12 protein-coding genes, 1 tRNA gene and 1 pseudogene are annotated in these 17035 nt (G+C 70.0%); 6 read left to right on the forward strand and 8 right to left on the reverse strand.

Annotated features, from left to right (window positions below; genetic code table 11):
• The first annotated feature begins 58 nt into the window (after positions 1-58).
• Positions 59-1531: a hypothetical protein gene (locus tag J2S41_RS24135; RefSeq protein WP_310370754.1), complete on the forward strand. Its 1473-nt coding sequence runs from the start codon at positions 59-61 to the stop codon at positions 1529-1531.
• 299 nt (positions 1532-1830) lie between these two features.
• On the opposite strand, the pseudogene coaE reads toward J2S41_RS24135, so the two are convergent.
• Together coaE and rpsA are read right to left on the reverse strand one after the other, a co-directional pair.
• A pseudogene (coaE, locus tag J2S41_RS24140) lies at positions 1831-2418 on the reverse strand (dephospho-CoA kinase); the annotation flags it as partial.
• Positions 2419-2497: 79 nt separating this feature from the next.
• Positions 2498-4015, reverse strand: coding sequence for a 30S ribosomal protein S1 (gene rpsA / locus J2S41_RS24145; protein ID WP_310370756.1), 1518 nt, complete (start codon positions 4013-4015; stop codon positions 2498-2500).
• A gap of 333 nt (positions 4016-4348) precedes the next feature.
• Here rpsA and J2S41_RS24150 point away from each other — a divergent pair, with 333 nt between their 5' ends.
• Positions 4349-5167 (forward strand): class I SAM-dependent methyltransferase, encoded by an 819-nt coding sequence (locus J2S41_RS24150; RefSeq protein ID WP_310376491.1) that lies wholly within the window; start codon positions 4349-4351, stop codon positions 5165-5167.
• 259 nt (positions 5168-5426) lie between these two features.
• Positions 5427-5639 (forward strand): hypervirulence associated TUDOR domain-containing protein, encoded by a 213-nt coding sequence (locus J2S41_RS24155; protein WP_310370758.1) that lies wholly within the window; start codon positions 5427-5429, stop codon positions 5637-5639.
• Between the two features lie 6 nt (positions 5640-5645).
• Here J2S41_RS24155 and polA read toward each other — a convergent pair whose 3' ends face one another.
• Positions 5646-8354 (reverse strand): DNA polymerase I, encoded by a 2709-nt coding sequence (polA, locus tag J2S41_RS24160; RefSeq protein ID WP_310370760.1) that lies wholly within the window; start codon positions 8352-8354, stop codon positions 5646-5648.
• 238 nt (positions 8355-8592) lie between these two features.
• Here polA and J2S41_RS24165 point away from each other — a divergent pair, with 238 nt between their 5' ends.
• Together J2S41_RS24165 and J2S41_RS24170 are read left to right on the forward strand one after the other, a co-directional pair.
• Positions 8593-9852, forward strand: a complete 1260-nt coding sequence (locus J2S41_RS24165) for an ABC transporter substrate-binding protein (protein ID WP_310370762.1) — start codon at positions 8593-8595, stop codon at positions 9850-9852.
• Between the two features lie 392 nt (positions 9853-10244).
• The gene (locus J2S41_RS24170; protein ID WP_310364796.1) at positions 10245-11444 is read left to right on the forward strand and encodes an IS110 family RNA-guided transposase; all 1200 of its coding nucleotides are present in this window, start codon (positions 10245-10247) and stop codon (positions 11442-11444) included.
• Positions 11445-11933: 489 nt separating this feature from the next.
• Here the strand turns inward: J2S41_RS24170 and J2S41_RS24175 are convergent, their stop codons facing one another.
• The 5 genes from J2S41_RS24175 to J2S41_RS24195 all read right to left on the reverse strand — a co-directional run bounded on the left by J2S41_RS24175 (position 11934) and on the right by J2S41_RS24195 (position 16682).
• A complete protein-coding gene (locus tag J2S41_RS24175) occupies positions 11934-12746 on the reverse strand; it encodes an ABC transporter ATP-binding protein (protein ID WP_310370764.1) in 813 nt (270 codons plus the stop codon).
• Positions 12743-13672: an ABC transporter ATP-binding protein gene (locus J2S41_RS24180; RefSeq protein WP_310370766.1), complete on the reverse strand. Its 930-nt coding sequence runs from the start codon at positions 13670-13672 to the stop codon at positions 12743-12745. The genes J2S41_RS24175 and J2S41_RS24180 overlap by 4 nt, the downstream gene beginning before the upstream one ends.
• Positions 13662-14654: a branched-chain amino acid ABC transporter permease gene (locus J2S41_RS24185; RefSeq protein WP_310370768.1), complete on the reverse strand. Its 993-nt coding sequence runs from the start codon at positions 14652-14654 to the stop codon at positions 13662-13664. The genes J2S41_RS24180 and J2S41_RS24185 overlap by 11 nt, the downstream gene beginning before the upstream one ends.
• A 12-nt stretch (positions 14655-14666) precedes the next feature.
• Positions 14667-15929, reverse strand: a complete 1263-nt coding sequence (locus tag J2S41_RS24190; RefSeq protein WP_310376493.1) for a branched-chain amino acid ABC transporter permease — start codon at positions 15927-15929, stop codon at positions 14667-14669.
• A 162-nt stretch (positions 15930-16091) separates the two neighbouring features.
• Positions 16092-16682: an ANTAR domain-containing response regulator gene (locus tag J2S41_RS24195; RefSeq protein WP_374728269.1), complete on the reverse strand. Its 591-nt coding sequence runs from the start codon at positions 16680-16682 to the stop codon at positions 16092-16094.
• A gap of 131 nt (positions 16683-16813) precedes the next feature.
• On the opposite strand from J2S41_RS24195, the gene J2S41_RS24200 reads away from it, so the two are divergent.
• Positions 16814-16896: transfer RNA gene (locus J2S41_RS24200), tRNA-Leu, on the forward strand.
• Positions 16897-17035 lie beyond the last annotated feature (139 nt).

The following is a 17035-nucleotide window of genomic DNA, read 5'->3' on the forward strand; positions in this document are numbered from 1 at the left end:
GCCGCGAGCGCGCCCAGAGCCGTCGTCGCTCGTTCCCACCTCGCTCGTTTCAACCTCCGTGACCTCCAGCAAACGGCGCGCGATCGCGCTCGCGTCAGTGATCGGCCTGCTCGGCAGCGTCGCGGCCGGGCTCCTCGGCGGCCTGGGCTCGTGCGCGCCCGCCGGTGACGACCCCGGCGCCCGCCCGCTCTCCGCCGCGGAGGCGGAACGGCTGGCCGGCATGCGGATGCGCAACCACACGGACGGCGCGGCCGGGGTGACCGCCACGATCGGCGCCGAGCTGCGCGCGGACGGCTGGGTGGACTGGCGCCGACGGCTGGCGTACCTGCGGATCACCCGGCCGGGCACCGCGTCCGCGCTGGTCCAGGGCGTGCCGGGGCTGGTCGCGACGATGACCGAGCCGGGCAGCGCCAGCCAGGACGCGGCCACGGCCGGGCCGCCACCGACCGACCCGCCGGCCGGCGACTGGCGGGTACGCGCCGCGGCCCGCGACGACGCCGGGAACTCGGCCGCCACGTCCGTCGACGCGCTGCTGCACCTGCTGTTCGGCGCCTCGGCGACCCGGCCGGACGCGGCGGACACGCTGCGCGGCAGCGACTCCCGCTGGCTGCGCTCGGACACCTCCGGCGGCGACGTGGTGGACGTCTTCCTCGGTCCGGCCGTGCCGCCGGCCGTGCCGTCCCCGTCCGCCTCGCCGGCCCCGGCGCCGCGCACGCTGGCGGAGATGGGCGGGGCGGTCCGCTACTGGCTCGGCCGCGACGGTGACCTGCGCCGGATGGCGGCAACGCTGCCCGGCGAGCTGCCGGTGGAGATCGAGCTGCGGCGCGGGGAGAAGACCGCGTTCGGCGCGGTGCCGGCGTTCGGCGGCGCGCCCATCGCGCCGCGCGAGGTGACCACGGACGAGGCGAAGCTGCTGGCCGGGCTGCGACAGTCGGACCTGCGCGCGGGCGGCGGCCGGATCTCGGTGACGCTGCCGTCGCCGGACGGGGTGGTACGCCGCGGCGAGGGCTGGCTGGACTGGGAACGCACCCGCGCGTACCTGCTGCTGCGCACCACCGCCGAGCAGGTACCGGACGAGCTGCTGATCGCCACGTCGGCCGCGGTGGCGACGCGTCCGGTACCGGCCGAGGCGGCCGGGTGGCAGCTGCCGCCGCTGCAGGAGCCGCGCGGCGGGTGGACGTCGACGCCGTGGGCGCAGCGCTCGGACGAGTTGGGCGGATTCGACCTGGACCTGCTGCTCACCGAGGCGATGGCACTGGGCGGTCCGGGCCGCGGCAAACCCTCGCTGGTACGCAAGTCGGCCCGTCACCTCCGCGACGACTCGATCAACGGCGTGCCGGTCGGCGTCTTCGAGATCCCGAAGACGGCGGAGGCCGAGGTGGCACCGGGCTACGCGCGGATGCGCTACTGGATCGGCACGGACGGCGTGCTGCGCCGGCTGGAGCTGCTCACCCGCGCCTCCGGCTACGCCCAGCTCGACCTCACCCCGGACGAGAACGTTCCCACGCTGCCCCGGCTGCCGAAGGACTGATGCGGCTTCGTGGTTCGGATTGATCGCCCACTGTGTGAGCCGCGGGTACCCGGTCCCCTCGGCTCACGTACCCGCGCCTCGGTCGACCGGCCTCCCACCGGCGGAACGCCGGCCGCGCCACGCGACCCGGCCCGCCCCGGCCGCCGCGTGCTCTCCCCGGCCGCCGCCCCACCGGCTCCGCCGCCGCGAGCCCGCGGCGAGGTTTGCCCGCGGGAGCATGCGGGCCGCACCACGCCGGAAGCGGGACACCGAAGAGCTTGATCTTCCAGCTGGTGAAGCCTCTACGCGGCCCGCAGCATCGGCAGCAGCCGGTCCCGCCAGAGCGCGTCGACCGCCTCGATCAGTTCTTCGCGCGTCCCCGCGTTCGTCAGGATCACGTCGGCGACCTCGCGGCGTTGGGCGTCCGTGGCCTGGGCGGCGATGCGGGCCCGAGCTGATTTCTCGGTCAGGCCGCGGTCGCGGATCAGACGCGCGACGCGGATGTCCTCGGGCGTCTCGACCACGATGACGAGCGCGTAGAGCGGCGCGAGGCCGGACTCGGCCAACAGCGGTACGTCGTGGACCACGATCGCGTCGTCCGGGGCCGCGGCGGCCAGTTCGGCGCTGCGGGCGCGGACCCGGGGGTGGATCACGGATTCGAGCGTGCGCCGGGCCGTTTCGTCCGCGAAGACGATGTCGCCGAGCGCGGCGCGGTCGAGCGTGCCGTCCGGGTGCAGGATGCGGTCGCCGAGCGCGGCCACCAGCTCGGCGAGTCCTTCGCTGCCGGGTGCGACGGCCTCGCGGGCGAGCAGGTCGGAGTCGATGACGATCGCGCCGAGCTCGGCGAGGCGGGTGGAGACGGTGGACTTGCCCGCCCCGATGCCGCCGGTCAGACCCACGGAAAGCATGGCCGCGATCTTAGCCGGGAATGCGGGAAGCCCCGGGCGCGCGTCCGCGACCGGGGCTTCCTCCTGCCTTACCTGCGGCTTACTTGCCGCCGGCGAGCTTCTCGCGCAGAGCGGCGAGCGCCTCGTCGGTGGCCAGCGTGCCGGCCGGCTCCTCGGCCTGACGCGGCGAGGACGAGGAGGACGACGACGACGAGCTGGTCGCGCCGCCGGCCGCCGGGGTGGAGGTGCTGACGCCGGCAGCCGCGTTCGCGGCGGCCTCGGTGTCGGCGGTGCGGGCGGCCACGACCTGCTTGGTGTGGGCCTCCCAGCGCTGCCGCGCCTCGGCGTACTGCGTCTCCCAGGTCTCGCGCTGCTTGTCGAAACCTTCCATCCACTCGCCGGTCTCCGGGTCGAAGCCCTCCGGGTAGATGTAGTTGCCCTCGTTGTCGTACGTCGCGGCCATGCCGTAGAGGGTCGGGTCGAAGTGCTCCTCGCCCTCGACGAAGCCCTCGTTGGCCTGCTTCAGCGACAGCGAGATGCGGCGACGCTCGAGGTCGATGTCGATGACCTTGACCATGACGTCCGAGCCGACCTGCACGACCTGCTCCGGGATCTCCACGTGGCGCTCGGCCAGCTCGGAGATGTGGACCAGGCCCTCGATGCCGTCGTCGACGCGCACGAACGCACCGAACGGCACGAGCTTGGTGACCTTACCCGGCACGATCTGCTGGATCGCGTGGGTGCGGGCGAACTGACGCCACGGGTCCTCCTGCGTCGCCTTCAGCGACAGGGAGACGCGCTCGCGGTCCAGGTCGACGTCCAGGACCTCGACCTCGACCTCCTGGCCGACCTCGACGACCTCGGACGGGTGGTCGATGTGCTTCCAGGAGAGCTCCGAGACGTGCACCAGGCCGTCGACGCCGCCCAGGTCCACGAAGGCACCGAAGTTGACGATCGAGGAGACGACGCCCTTGCGGACCTGCCCCTTCTGGAGCTTGTTGAGGAACTCGGTGCGCACCTCGGACTGGGTCTGCTCGAGCCAGGCGCGGCGGGAGAGAACCACGTTGTTGCGGTTCTTGTCCAGCTCTATGATCTTCGCTTCCAGCTCGCGGCCCACGTAGGGCTGGAGGTCGCGGACGCGCCGCATCTCGACCAGCGAGGCCGGGAGGAAGCCCCGGAGCCCGATGTCGAGGATCAGGCCGCCCTTGACCACCTCGATGACGGAGCCGCGAACGACGCCGTCCTCGTCCTTGATCTTCTCGATGGTGCCCCAGGCGCGCTCGTACTGCGCCCGCTTCTTCGAGAGGATCAGACGACCCTCCTTGTCCTCCTTCTGGAGAACGAGGGCCTCGATGTGGTCACCGACCGACACCACTTCCGCGGGGTCCACGTCGTGCTTGATCGACAGCTCGCGCGAGGGGATGACGCCCTCGGTCTTGTAGCCGATGTCGAGCAGGACTTCATCCCGATCGACCTTAACGACGGTGCCTTCGACAATGTCGCCGTCGTTGAAGTACTTGATGGTCTCATCGATCGCGGCGAGGAATGCCTCCTCGCTGCCGAGGTCGTCGATGGTGACCTTGTTGGCGCTCGAGGTGGCCTCGATGCTGCTCGTCATGTGGACAGTTGCTCCGAACGGATGGTGTCGCGACTGGTGCTTGCGCCCACGGCCTGTCGGCGGGCACAGTCTGGACACCCGGAGTAGTCATGGTCATGCTGCAGCGGGGCGACTGAATCAAGCCGACCGCGGACCTGCTCCCTGCCGAGGCACACGATCCGCGAGCGCATCGACTAGCTTACCCTGTGCATTACCACAGCGTGCAAGGCCTCCCGGCAGGTCAACCGAGACGGACCGGGAAATGGCCGCCAAACGCCCCGGTTGGTCCCGGATGTCACCCCCGTCACAGTCGACACACCCTGCGGAAGTAGCCTCCCGCTGGTGAGCGAACCCATGGACGGCGTCGAGATCGGCACCGAGGTCACCCGCCGGGACGTGACCGACGACGAGAGCCGCCGGGCCAGCCGGCACTGGTGGGACATCGACGCCGACGACTACCAGGCGGAACACGGAGAGTTCCTGGGCGACGCCGACTTCGTCTGGTGCCCCGAGGGCCTGCGCGAGGCCGACGCGCGGCTGCTCGGCGACGTGGCCGGCCGGCGCGTCCTGGAGCTCGGCGCCGGTGCCGCCGCCGGCGCACGCTGGCTCGCCGCGCAGGGCGCGTCCACGGTCGCGCTCGACCTGTCCGCCGGCATGCTCCGCCACGCCGCCGCCGGCAACGCGCGCACCGGGATCACGGTGCCGCTGGTCCAGGCGGACGCGCTCGCGCTGCCGTTCGCCGGCGCCACCTTCGACGTGGTCTGCACCGCGTTCGGCGCCATCCCGTTCGTCGCCGACTCCGCCGCCGCCCACCGCGAGGTCTTCCGCGTCCTGCGCCCCGGCGGCCGGTGGGTCTTCTCCGTCACTCACCCGATGCGGTGGATCTTCCTGGACGACCCGGGCGAGGGCGGCCTGCGCGCGGTCCACTCGTACTTCGACCGCCGCCCGTACGTGGAGGAGAACGTCGACGGCGAGCCGACCTACGTCGAGCAGCACCGCACCCTCGGCGACCGGATCCGCGAACTGGTCGCCGCCGGATTCGTGCTCCGCGACCTGATCGAGCCGGAGTGGCCCGACGGTCACGAGGGGATCTGGGGCCAGTGGTCCCCGCTGCGCGGCCGCCTCTTCCCGGGCACCGCCATCTTCGTCACCGACAAACCACCGACCACATGATCTCGCGGGTGGCTTTCGGCGTGCGCGCTGAGCCGATCGGGCCCGAGGCCACCGTGTGGCAGCCGGACCCCGGCCGTCAGCTACACCAGCTTCGCGAGCCCACGCGTCCGTCCGGTCCGCGGGAGTACGAGCTGGCGGCGGACAGCGACACGCTGATCAGGGTCGAGCGGCCCTTCCCGATCGAGTTCCCGCTTTCGGAGATCGTTGGCCGCCCTCGTCCCCGGCGTTAGCCGCCGCCCCGGCCGGGTAAGGCCTGGTCATGGCTGGGAAGAGTGTGCGCAAGGGGCGGAAGGTCAGTTGGCGGTCGCACGGCGAGACCGTGCACGGCACCGTCCAGGAGAAGATCACCGAGCGGACGAAGAGCGCCGGCCGCACCGTGGCCGCGTCGCCGGAGGAGCCGCAGTACCGGGTGACCAGCGACAAGACCGGGAAGGACGCCGTGCACAAGCCCGGCGCCCTCCACCCCGAATAGCGACGCTCAGTGGTCGGCCGTGTGCCAGTCGCGGCCCGCGCCGACCGAGACCTCCAGCGGGACCGACAGGGAGTGGGCGTTGCCCATCTCGCGCCGGACCAGCTCCTCCAGCCGCTCGCGCTCGCCCTCGGCCGCCTCCAGGACCAGCTCGTCGTGCACCTGGAGCAGCATGCGGGAGCGCAGCCCGGCCTCGCGCAGCGCGGTGTCGACGTGCAGCATGGCGACCTTGATGATGTCGGCGGCGGAGCCCTGGATGGGGGCGTTGAGCGCCATCCGCTCGGCCATCTCACGGCGCTGCCGGTTGTCGCTGACCAGGTCGGGCAGGTAGCGGCGGCGGCCCAGGATGGTCTCGGTGTAGCCCTGCTGGCGGGCCACCGCGACCACGGACTGGAGGTAGTCGCGGACGCCGCCGAAGCGGGAGAAGTACTCGTCCATCAGCCCGCGCGCCTCCTCGGTGGAGATGCCGAGCTGGTTGGAGAGCCCGAACGCGCTCAGTCCGTACGCCAGGCCGTAGTTCATCGCCTTGATCTTGCGCCGCTGGTCCGCGGTCACCTCCGTTATCGGGACCGCGAACACGTTCGACGCGGTGGCCGCGTGGAAGTCGGCGCCGGAGTTGAACGCGTCGATCAGCGCCTGGTCGCCGGAGAGGTGCGCCATGATGCGCATCTCGATCTGGCTGTAGTCCGCGGTCAGCAGCGTCTCGTAGCCGGTGCCGACGATGAACGCGCGCCGGATGCGGCGGCCCTCCTCGGTCCGGATCGGGATGTTCTGCAGGTTCGGATCGGTGGACGAGAGCCGGCCGGTCGCGGCGACGGTCTGGAAGTACGTCGTGTGGATGCGCCCGTCGTCGGAGACGGACTTGAGCAGCCCGTCCACGGTCGTCTTCAGCTTCGCCACGTCGCGGTGCCGGAGCAGGTGGGCCAGCAGCGGATGCTCGGTCTGCGCATACAGGCTCTGCAGCGCGTCCGCGTCCGTGGTGTAGCCCGTCTTGATCCGCTTCGTCTTCGGCAGGTTCAGCTCGCCGAACAGGATCTCCTGGAGCTGCTTCGGCGAGCCGAGGTTGAACTCGCGGCCGATCACCTCGTACGCCGCCTGGGCCGCGCCCTTCACCCCGGCCGCGAACTCCGACTCCAACTCCGAGAGGTACTCGGTGTCGGCGGCGATGCCGGTGCGCTCCATCTCGGCCAGCACCTCGGCCAGCGGCAGCTCCACCTCGGCCAGCAGCCGCCGGGACGGGCCCTCGCCGGGCGCGGCGTCGCGGTCGAGCTCGGAGTCGAGCGCGGCGGCCAGGTCGAGCGTGGCGCGGGCGCGAAGCATCAGGTTCTGCTCGGCCTCGCCCTCGTTGCCGCCGAGCCCGTCCAGCGTCAGTTGCCCGGTCTGCGGCGCGTCCACCCGCAGCTCCCGCTGGAGGTATCGGACGGCCAGGTCGGCCAGGTCGTAGGAGCGCTGGTCGGGGCGGGCCAGATAGGCCGCGAGCGCGGTGTCGTGGGTGACGCCGGCCAGCGCCCAGCCGTGCTCGAGGAACGCGAGCCGGGCCGGCTTGCTGTCGTGCAGCACCTTGCGGCGCGCCGGGTCGGCCAGCCAGGCCGCGACCGCGGTCTCGTCCGCCGCGTCCAGCACGGCCGGGTCGAACCAGGCGGCGGGCCCGTCCGCGGTGGCCAGCGCGACGCCGGTCAGCGCGCCGGAGCCGCGCCCGAACGTACCGGCGACGGCCACGCCCACCTCGGCGCCGTTGGTGTGCGCGGCCAGCCACGGCGCGACCTCGCCGGTGCCGAGCACCGCGCCGTCCAGGTCGAAGCCGGCCTCCACCTCCGGCTCGACGGCGTCGAGGTACTGATAGAGCCGGTCGCGCAGCACCCGGAACTCGAGCGCGTCGAAGACCTGGTGGACGGCCTCGCGGTCCCACCCGTGCCAGCGCGCGTCCTCCGGCGTCAGCGAGATCTCCAGGTCCGACACCAGGCAGTTGATGTCGTAGTTGCGGATGACGTCGGACAGCCGCTCGCGCAGCGCCTCGCCGGCCTTGCCCTTGATCGCGTCCGCGTGCGCGATCACGCCGTCCAGGCCACCGTACTGATTGATCCACTTGGCGGCCGTCTTCGGCCCGACGCCGGGGATGCCGGGCAGGTTGTCGCTGCTGTCGCCGACCAGCGCGGCCAGATGCCGGTAGTGCCCGGGGCCGACACCGTACTTCTCGGTGACCGCGGCCGGGTCCATCCGGGCCAGGTCGGAGACGCCCTTGCGCGGGTAGAGCACCGTGACGTGCTCCTCGACCAGCTGGAACGCGTCCCGGTCGCCGGTGCAGATCAGCACCTCCATGCCCTGCGCGCGCGCCTGCGTGGCCAGCGTGGCGATCAGGTCGTCGGCCTCGTAGCCGGCCAGCTCCACGAACGGGATGCGCAGCGCCCCCAGCACCTCCTTGACCAGGCTGACCTGGCCGCCGAACTCCTGCGGGCTCTCCGAGCGCCCGCCCTTGTACTCCGCGTACTTCTCGGTGCGGAACGAGCGGCGGGAGACGTCGAACGCGACCGCGATGTGCGTGGGCTTCTCGTCCCGCAGCACGTTGATCAACATTGAGGTGAAGCCGTAGACCGCGTTGGTGGCCTGCCCCGTCGACGTCGAGAAGTTCTCCACCGGCAGCGCGAAGAACGCGCGATAGGCCAGCGAGTGACCGTCGAGCAGCAACAACCGGGACTTCTCAGCAACCGCAGCATTCACGTCTGACGACTCTAGTCGTCCCCTCCGACAAGTTCGGGCGCGCCACAACCCGGGACGCTCACGGATAAGCGATCATGGGCCTTCGTCACCGTTCCGGATTGTCACGAGAACACAACAGCCTTGTACCAGCGTGTTACAAGGCCTGGTGAACCGGCGGTGCGGTCATTAATTTGTGCCTGCGACAGCGTTTGCAAGGGCGCTCAACCCGCGTCCGTACGCTGGACTATAAGGAGACTGCATGATCCGCCCGAACCTCGCATGGCGTAGCGTCGCCGTGCTGAGCGCCGCGTGCCTCGCGCTCACCGCGTGCGCCGACGACGCGGAGGAAACGCCGAACGCCGGCAGCTCGTCCGCCGCCACCGCGGTCGGTGACGGCACGCTCAAGCTCGGCACGCTGCTGCCCCAGACCGGCTCGCTGGCCATCCTCGGCCCGCCGGAGATCGCCGGCGTCGACGCCGCCGTCACGGAGATCAACGCGGCCGGTGGCGTGCTCGGCAAGCCGGTCGTGGTCAGCCACACCGACTCCGGCGACACCTCGACCGACATCGCGACCCAGTCGGTCAACAAGCTGCTCGCCGAGGGCGTCGACACCATCATCGGCGCCGCCTCCTCGTCGGTCTCGCTCTCCGTCATCGACAAGATCACGGGCGCGGGCGTCGTGCAGTTCTCGCCGGCGAACACGTCCGACGAGTTCACCAACTACAACGACAAGGGTCTGTACTTCCGGACCGCCCCGCCGGACACGCTCCAGGGCCGCGTCCTCGGTGACCTGATCATCCAGGACGGCAGCGCCAAGGTCGGCCTGCTGGTCATGCAGGACTCGTACGGCGTCGGCCTCGCCAAGAGCACCCGCGCCGCCGTCGAGGGCGCCGGTGGCCAGATCGTCGCCGAGGCCGTGTACGACCCGAAGGCGCCGGACTTCTCCGCCGAGGTCGACCAGATCAAGACCGCGAACCCGGACGCGATCGTGCTGATCGGCTTCGACGAGGCCCAGAAGATCATCCCCAAGCTGGTCGAGGCGGGCCTGACCACCGACAAGAAGAAGTGGTACTTCGTCGACGGCAACCTGTCGAACAAGTACAACTTCCCGGCCGGCACGCTCAAGGGCGCCAAGGGCACGCTGCCCGGCGCGGCCGCCAACCAGGCCTTCAAGGACAAGGTCCTCAAGGAGGACCCGCAGCTGGCCGACTTCTCGTACGCGCCGGAGTCCTACGACGCCGTCATGCTGACCGCGCTCGCCGCCGAGGCCGCCGGTTCCGACGCCCCCGCCGCGATCGCCGCCAACCTCAAGGCGGTCTCCGAGGGCGGCACCAAGTGCACCGACTTCGCCACCTGCCTCACCCTGGTGAAGTCCGGCACGGACCTCGACTACGACGGCATCAGCGGCCCGGTCTCCTTCAACGACGCCGGTGACCCGTCCGAGGCCACCATCGGCATCTACGAGTACGGCCAGGACAACAAGTACACGAACGTCGACTACAAGTCCGGCAAGATCTGATCTTCCGGTCACTCTCGCGAAAGGGCCCGGCCATCGGCCGGGCCCTTTCCTTGTGCCCACCTGCGTTCTTCCCGCTTCCGGCCCGGTGGCGACCCGCATGCTCATTGGTCAACATGGGTGGTGCCCGGGTCTGTATGGGTCGGGTAGCACCGGGTGTTCGTTGGGTCATTGCCTCTGCTTGCGAGATTTTTGAGGTCCTGCGGGAGTTCTGCGAGGCCTGACGGGCGCCCGGGGTGCCACCTTGACCGACGACAGAGCTATGCACCTTGTCGAGTGCCGGTCAATGAGCTTTCGGTGGTGGTGGTCCCCGGGAGCCGCCTGGTGTTTCCCCTGCTGCTGCAACAGCGAGGAATCCTGTGGTGAGTGTGGCAAAGACGGTGGTGTCGGGTCGAGTGCGGTGGGCGGGAGTCGACTGGGCGAAAGATGATCATGTGGTGTGTGTGGTCGACGAGGCCGGGCGGGTGGTGGAGCGGGTCACGGTGACGCACAAGGCGGCGGGGCTGGCCCGGATGGTCGGGGTGCTGGACCGGCATGAGGTGGACGCGGTCGGGATCGAGCGGGGTGACGGGCCGGTCGTCGATGCGCTGCTCGATGCGGGTCTTCCGGTGTTCGTGATTGCTCCGGGGCAGGTGAAGGCGTTGCGGGGCCGGTATGGGTCGGCGGGGAACAAGGATGACCGGTTCGATGCGTTCGTGCTGGCCGATGTGGTGCGCACGGACCGGGCTCGGCTCACGCCCCTGTGCACCGATCGGGATGACACGGTGGTGTTGCGGCGGTTGTCGAGGGCGCGTAAGGACGTGATCGGGCATAGGGTCGCGGCGGCGAACCAGCTACGGGCGCATCTGGACACCGCCATGCCCGGGACGGTCGGGTTGTTCGCGGACCTGGACTCGCCGATCAGTCTGGCGTTCCTGGCCGTGTTCACCAGCCAGGACGCCCTGGACCGGTTGACCGAGGCCCGGCTGGCCCGGTGGCTGGCCCGGCAGCGGTATTCCGGGCGGACGTCAGCGGCGGTGTTGCTGGCGCGGATCCGGTCCGCGCCCCGCGGGCCGCAGGGCCCGGCCGGGGCCGGGCTGGCAGGGATCACCGTCGCGCTCGTGGCGATCCTGCAGAGCCTCGTCGCGCAGATCAAAGCCCTCAGCACGCAGATCGGTGAGGCATTCGACGCCCACCCCGACGCGCCGATCTTCGCCGGCCTGCCGAAAGCCGGCACGATCCGCGCGGCCCGGCTTCTGGCCGAGATCGGTGACGCCCGCGGCCGGTTCCCCACCCCGAACGCGATGGCCTGCCTGGCCGGCGCCGCTCCCTCGACCCGCCAGTCCGGCCGATCGAAGGTGGTCACGTTCCGCTGGAGCGCGGACAAACACCTTCGTGACGCGGTCTGCGACTTCGCCGCCGATAGCCGCCACGCCAACCCATGGGCGGCGAACCTCTACCACCGCGCCCGCGAACGCGGCCACACACACCAGCACGCCGTCCGGATCCTCGCCCGCGCCTGGCTGACAGTGATCTGGAAATGCTGGACCACGAACACCCCCTACGAACAGGACAAACACGGCCAACTCCAACTCATACTCGACCAGAGACGTTGACACAGAGCAACTCCCGCGGGCACCGGTCGTCGCAGCGCTCCTCCCTGCCAGTCCCGGCCTGATCATCTGCGGCACGACGTCCTGAAGATTCGATCTTCAGAACATTCGCCGGTCCACCCCATGAAGGCCTGCTGGAGGACGAGCGATGACTCAGCAGCAGCGCCCGGTACCGGCGAACCGTGCCCGTGGCGCGCCACCCTCGCGAGCGTGACGGCCGCCTGCCGGTGGCGACGACATGAGGACGAAGGACCAGCGGGGGCATCGGCCTTCGCACGGAGGACGGCTTCGCGTTATCGGGCCTCGGAGCCGCGCCGTCGCCCAGGACTGCTGGCGCGTCATCGCCGGGCCTGGCGGAGCCCAGGCAGTGCGCGATGGAGCTGGAACCGTGGGGGCGGGCGCACCCGTACCGTGGACGGCTCTTCTGATGAGACGGCGACGGCCCGGCCCCGGCGGTGAGGCCGGGACCGGGCCGAGGTGGGGCGACGGCCGCTACGCGGTGGCGAGGGTGCCGAGGTAGAGTTCGATGACCTTCGGGTCGTGCATGAGGTCCTCGCCGGAGGCGGTGTACGCGTTACGTCCCTGGTCGAGGACGTAGCCGCGGTCGCAGATCTGCAGGCACCGGCGAGCGTTCTGCTCGACCATGATGACCGTGACGCCGGTCGCGTTGATCTGCTTGGTACGGCGGAAGACCTCGTCCTGCATGGCCGGCGAGAGGCCGGCCGACGGCTCGTCGAGGAGCAGGACGCTGGGCTCCATCATCAGCGCGCGCCCCATCGCCACCATCTGCCGCTCGCCGCCGGAGAGCGATCCGGCGCGCTGCTTGCGGCGGGTGCCCAGCGTGGGGAACAGGCCGGTGACGAAGTCGAAGCGCTCCTTGAACTTCTTCGGCCGCAGGAACGTGCCCATCTCGAGGTTCTCCTCGATGGTGAGCGTTCCGAAGACGTTGTTCGTCTGCGGCACGAATCCGATGCCGCGGGCGACCAGGTCGTGCGCCTTCAGGTTGGTGATGTTCTGCCCGTCCAGCGTGACCGTGCCGGACCGGATGTTGACCAGGCCGAACAGCGCCTTGAGCAGCGTCGACTTGCCGGCGCCGTTCGGGCCGATGATGCCGACCAGTTCGCCGCGCTTGGCGTACAGGTCGGCGCCGTTGAGGATGTTCACGCCCGGCAGGTAGCCGGCCAGCAGCTCGTCGCAGCGGACGAGCGCGCCCTCGGCCGCGGCCAGGTGCTCGCTGCGGTCGACGACGTGCACCCCGGCGGTGTCGTCGGCGAGCGCCTCGGCCTGGGTGATCTCGTCCGTCATGGCTTCTCCTCCCCCGCCGGCGCGGCGTCGGCACCGGTTCCGGGCCGATCGGCGGCCGTGTCCGCAACGGTAGCCGGGGCGTCGTCCTCGGCCGAGTCGGTGCCGTCGTGGTGGGCGCCCAGGTAGGCGTCGATCACGCGCGGGTCCGCCATGACCTCGTCCGGCGTGCCCTCGGCGATCACCGAGCCCTGGCCCATCACGATCACCCAGTCGCTGATGTCGCGGACCATGTCCATGTCGTGCTCGACGAACAGCACGGTCATGCCGTCCTCGCGCAGCGCCTTGACGTGGCCGAGCAGCGACTGGGTCAGCGCCGGGTTCACGCCGGCCATCGGCTCGTCGAGCATCACCATGTCGGGCCGGACCATCAGCGCCCGGGCCATCTCCAGCAGCTTGCGCTGGCCGCCGGAGAGGCTGCCGGCGAAGTCGTTGCGCTTCGCGTCGAGCTTGAACCGGGCGAGCAGTTCCTCGGCCCGCGCGGTGATCTCCTTCTCCTGGCCGCTCCAGGTGGCCGGGATCAGCGCGCGGAAGAAGTTCTCACCCTTCTGGCCGGTCGCGCCGAGCAGCATGTTGTCCATCACCGTGAGGCGGTTGAGCGCCTTGGTGAGCTGGAACGTGCGGACCATGCCGAGCCGGGCCACCTTGTGCGCGGCGACGCCGCCGAGCTTCTTCCCGTTGAACGTCCAGGTGCCCTCGTCGGGCTTGTCGAAGCCGGTCAGCAGGTTGAAGAAGGTGGTCTTGCCGGCGCCGTTCGGCCCGATCAGCGCCGTGATCCGGCCGCGCGGGATCTCGACGTGCTTCACGTTGACGGCGGTCAGGCCGCCGAAGCGGCGCACGACGCCGTCCGCGACCAGGATCGGGTCGGGCTTCGCGGCACCCGGCTCGCGGGGGACGTCGGCCAGCGACGGGAGCGTCTCAGCGGGCATCGAGCATGACCTCCTTCTTGTCGCCGAAGATTCCCTGCGGACGGAAGATCAGCAGGGCCATCAGGCCGAGGCCGACCAGGATGTACCGGACGGAGCCGGCCTGGGTCGTGTCCATGATCGAACTCGGGATCGTGCCGACCCGGATCAGCTCGACCAGCATCGCGTCCACGAAGACGATCAGGAACCAGAAGATCATCGAGCCGACCACCGGGCCGAAGACCCGCGCCGCGCCACCCAGGATCAGGATGGTGTACGCGAAGAAGGTGAACTCCGTGCCGTAGGTGTCCGGCTGCACGGCCGCGCGGCTGACCGCGAACATGAAACCGCCGAGCGAGCCGAGCACACCGCCGAGGATCAGCGACTGGATCTTGTACGAGAAGACGTTCTTACCGAGGCTGCGGACCGCGTCCTCGTCCTCGCGGATCGCCTTCAGCACCCGGCCCCACGGGCTGCGCATCAGCAGCCAGACGATGAGGCAGGCGACCGCCACCAGGACCCAGCCGACCGTCAGCACCCACATCTCGCGGGAGTCGAAGGTGATCAGGTTGCCGAGCGCGATGCCCTGGCTGTACGGGTTCATGGCGTAGAAGCCCTCGGAGAAGGCTTGCAGGCCGTCCGAACCACCGGTCCACTCGCTCAGGCTCACCGAACGGAACAGCAGTCGGATGATCTCCGCGGCCGCGATCGTGACGATCGCCAGGTAGTCGGCGCGCAGCCGCAGCGTCGGGATGCCCAGCAGCAGCGCCAGCAGCACGGCGCCGGCCAGGCCGACCGCGATGCCGACCCAGAACGGCAGGCCGTACGTGGCCACCGACATCGCCAGGCCGTACGCCGCGACGCCGAGGAACGCGGACTGACCGAAGTTCAGCAGACCGGTGTAGCCGAAGTGCACGTTCAGGCCGATCGCGGCCAGCGCGTAGATGATCGCCGTGGAGCCGATGATCGACTCGACGGAGACCTGGAAGATCAATTCCCAGTTCATGGCGCGGCCCCCTTAACCGATCCGCTCGCGGCGGCCCAGAATGCCCTGCGGCCGGAAGAGCAGGATGATGATCAGCGCAGCCAGCGCACCGACGTTCTTCAGCTCGGTCGGGACCCACAGCGTCGAGACCTGGGTGACGATGCCGACCACCATGCTGCCGAGCAACGCACCGAACGCCGTGCCGAGACCACCCAGCGTCACCGCCGCGAAGACCAGCAGCAGGATCTGGAAGCCCATCTGGAAATTGAGGCCCTGGAACATGCCGAGCATCACGCCGGCCAGCGCGGCCAGCGCGCCGCCGATCGTCCAGATCAGTCGAATGATCTTGTCAACGTCGATGCCGGAGGCGGCGGCCAGCGCCGGGTTCGTCGACACCGCGCGCGTCGCCTTGCCCAGCCGCGTCTTCAGCAGCGCGACCGACACCGCGACCAGCACCAGGATCGCCACCGCGTCCATGATGAGGTTCTTCGGCGCGATCAGCAGCGGGCCGATCTCGATACCCGGCTGCGCCGCGTACTCCCGGTACTGCTGCGTGCCACCGCGGAACTGGAACAGGAAGACGTAACGCAGCACCATCGCGAGACCGATCGACACGATCATCATGCCGATCAGGCCCGTTCGGCGCCGTCGTAGCCAGCCCCAGAAGAATCTGTCCTGCAACCAACCGAACGCACCGCCGACCACGACCGCGAGGATCAGCGACAGCCACAGCGGCAGCCCGATCGTCACGTTGAACAGGAAGCCGATCAGCGCGCCGAAGGTGATCAGCTCGCCGTGTGCGAAGTTGGTCAGGCCCATCGTGCCGAAGATCAGCGAGACGCCCAGCGCGCCCAGCGCCAGGATCAGGCCGATGTGCACGCCGGTGTACACCAGGTTCGGCAGACGATCCCAGATGGTCGGCTCCGCCTCAGGCGGCGGCGCGCCCGCGCCCACCGGACCCAGCGGGTAGAGGACGTTACGCATCTGGCCCTCGTACACCTCGAGCGAACGAGTGGGGCCCAGCGTCCCCTGCAGTCCGACTCCCGCCGGGAGCGAACTCTCGTCGAGGACCACCTCATACGTCCCCGGCGATACGGAAAGTGTCCACTTCCCGTCCGCTCCGGACACGGCCGATCCGGCCGGCTGGCCATTCTGAGTGACGTTGATCCTGACCCCAGCCACCGGCTGGTTCTGATTGCTCAACGTACCCTGCAGGCCTTCACCCTCGGCGGCGTAAGCGCTTGTGGCGTTCACACCAAGAGCGAAGAACAGGGCTCCCAGAAGGGCCGTGAACATGATCACGGCTCTACGCAACGGTGCTCCTCGAAGTCTCTGACGCGGGTCCTGACGGTGTGTCACCGCAGGACTGGCGGATCATAGCCCGCGTCACAGCTCCTCAACGCCGTGTTATCAATCAGTTATCCGCGTTTAACAAAAAGCAACGGGAGACGGCGCAGCTCAAGCGCTCGGCGTCTCCGCCAGGATGCGCTCCGCGACCTCTTTCATCGTCATCCGGTGATCCATCGCGGTCCGCTGGATCCACTTGAACGCCTGCGGCTCGGTCATCCCGTACGTGGCCATCAGCGTGCCCTTGGCGCGCTCGACCACCTTCCGCGTCTCCAGCCGGTCCGTCAGGCCCGCCACCTCGGACTCCAGCGCCGCGATCTCCGAGTACCGGGACAGCGCGATCTCGATCGCCGGCACCAGGTCGGACTTCTGGAACGGCTTCACCAGGTACGCCATCGCACCGGCCGCCCGGGCGCGCTCCACCAGGTCACGCTGGCTGAACGCGGTCAGGATGACCACCGGCGCGATCCGGCCGCCGGCGATGCGCTCCGCGGCCGCCAGGCCGTCCATGATCGGCATCTTGATGTCCAGGATCACCAGGTCCGGCTTCAGCTCCTCGGCCAGCCGCACCGCCGTCTCGCCGTCGCCGGCCTCGCCCACGACGTCGTAGCCCTCCTCGACCAGCATCTCGGCGAGATCGAGCCGGATGAGCGCCTCGTCCTCGGCGATCAGCACCCGCCGACGCTCCGCACCCGCCTGCATGTCGGCCACGCGAACGACCCCCAATGTCCCTGGAACCCGACACCCGGCCGGTCGGGTGTCGTCGCCAACAGCGTAGTGGGTACGCTAGGTTCGCTCAGCGCGGCGTAACGAGGTTTTACATGCCGCGTGACGCCGAGGTGGTGGAACGGCAGACACGGGGCACTCAAAATGCTCTGCCCGAAAGGGCGTGCGGGTTCGAGTCCCGCTCTCGGCACCCGTAACCCATCGGACGCGCCGGCGCGCGGCGCCGCGCACCGATGACGGCGGCATCACGGCGATGGTGAGCGGGCCCACATTCGCGCACCCGCGATACACGGCGACGAATGAGCCCGCCGATATGATCGATACCGCGC

Source organism: Catenuloplanes atrovinosus, from assembly GCF_031458235.1.
GTDB classification, from domain to species: Bacteria; Actinomycetota; Actinomycetes; order Mycobacteriales; family Micromonosporaceae; genus Catenuloplanes; species Catenuloplanes atrovinosus.

What these genes read in the sequence shown, in the direction of transcription:
- rpsA (WP_310370756.1), bottom strand. Translation starts at nt 4,015, where the DNA reads ATGACGAGCAGCATCGAGGCCACCTCGAGCGCCAACAAGGTCACCATC.
- J2S41_RS24150 (WP_310376491.1), top strand. Translation starts at nt 4,349, where the DNA reads ATGGACGGCGTCGAGATCGGCACCGAGGTCACCCGCCGGGACGTGACC.
- J2S41_RS24155 (WP_310370758.1), top strand. Translation starts at nt 5,427, where the DNA reads ATGGCTGGGAAGAGTGTGCGCAAGGGGCGGAAGGTCAGTTGGCGGTCG.
- J2S41_RS24165 (WP_310370762.1), top strand. Translation starts at nt 8,593, where the DNA reads ATGATCCGCCCGAACCTCGCATGGCGTAGCGTCGCCGTGCTGAGCGCC.
- J2S41_RS24175 (WP_310370764.1), bottom strand. Translation starts at nt 12,746, where the DNA reads ATGACGGACGAGATCACCCAGGCCGAGGCGCTCGCCGACGACACCGCC.
- J2S41_RS24180 (WP_310370766.1), bottom strand. Translation starts at nt 13,672, where the DNA reads ATGCCCGCTGAGACGCTCCCGTCGCTGGCCGACGTCCCCCGCGAGCCG.
- J2S41_RS24185 (WP_310370768.1), bottom strand. Translation starts at nt 14,654, where the DNA reads ATGAACTGGGAATTGATCTTCCAGGTCTCCGTCGAGTCGATCATCGGC.
- J2S41_RS24190 (WP_310376493.1), bottom strand. Translation starts at nt 15,929, where the DNA reads ATGTTCACGGCCCTTCTGGGAGCCCTGTTCTTCGCTCTTGGTGTGAAC.
- J2S41_RS24195 (WP_374728269.1), bottom strand. Translation starts at nt 16,682, where the DNA reads ATGCAGGCGGGTGCGGAGCGTCGGCGGGTGCTGATCGCCGAGGACGAG.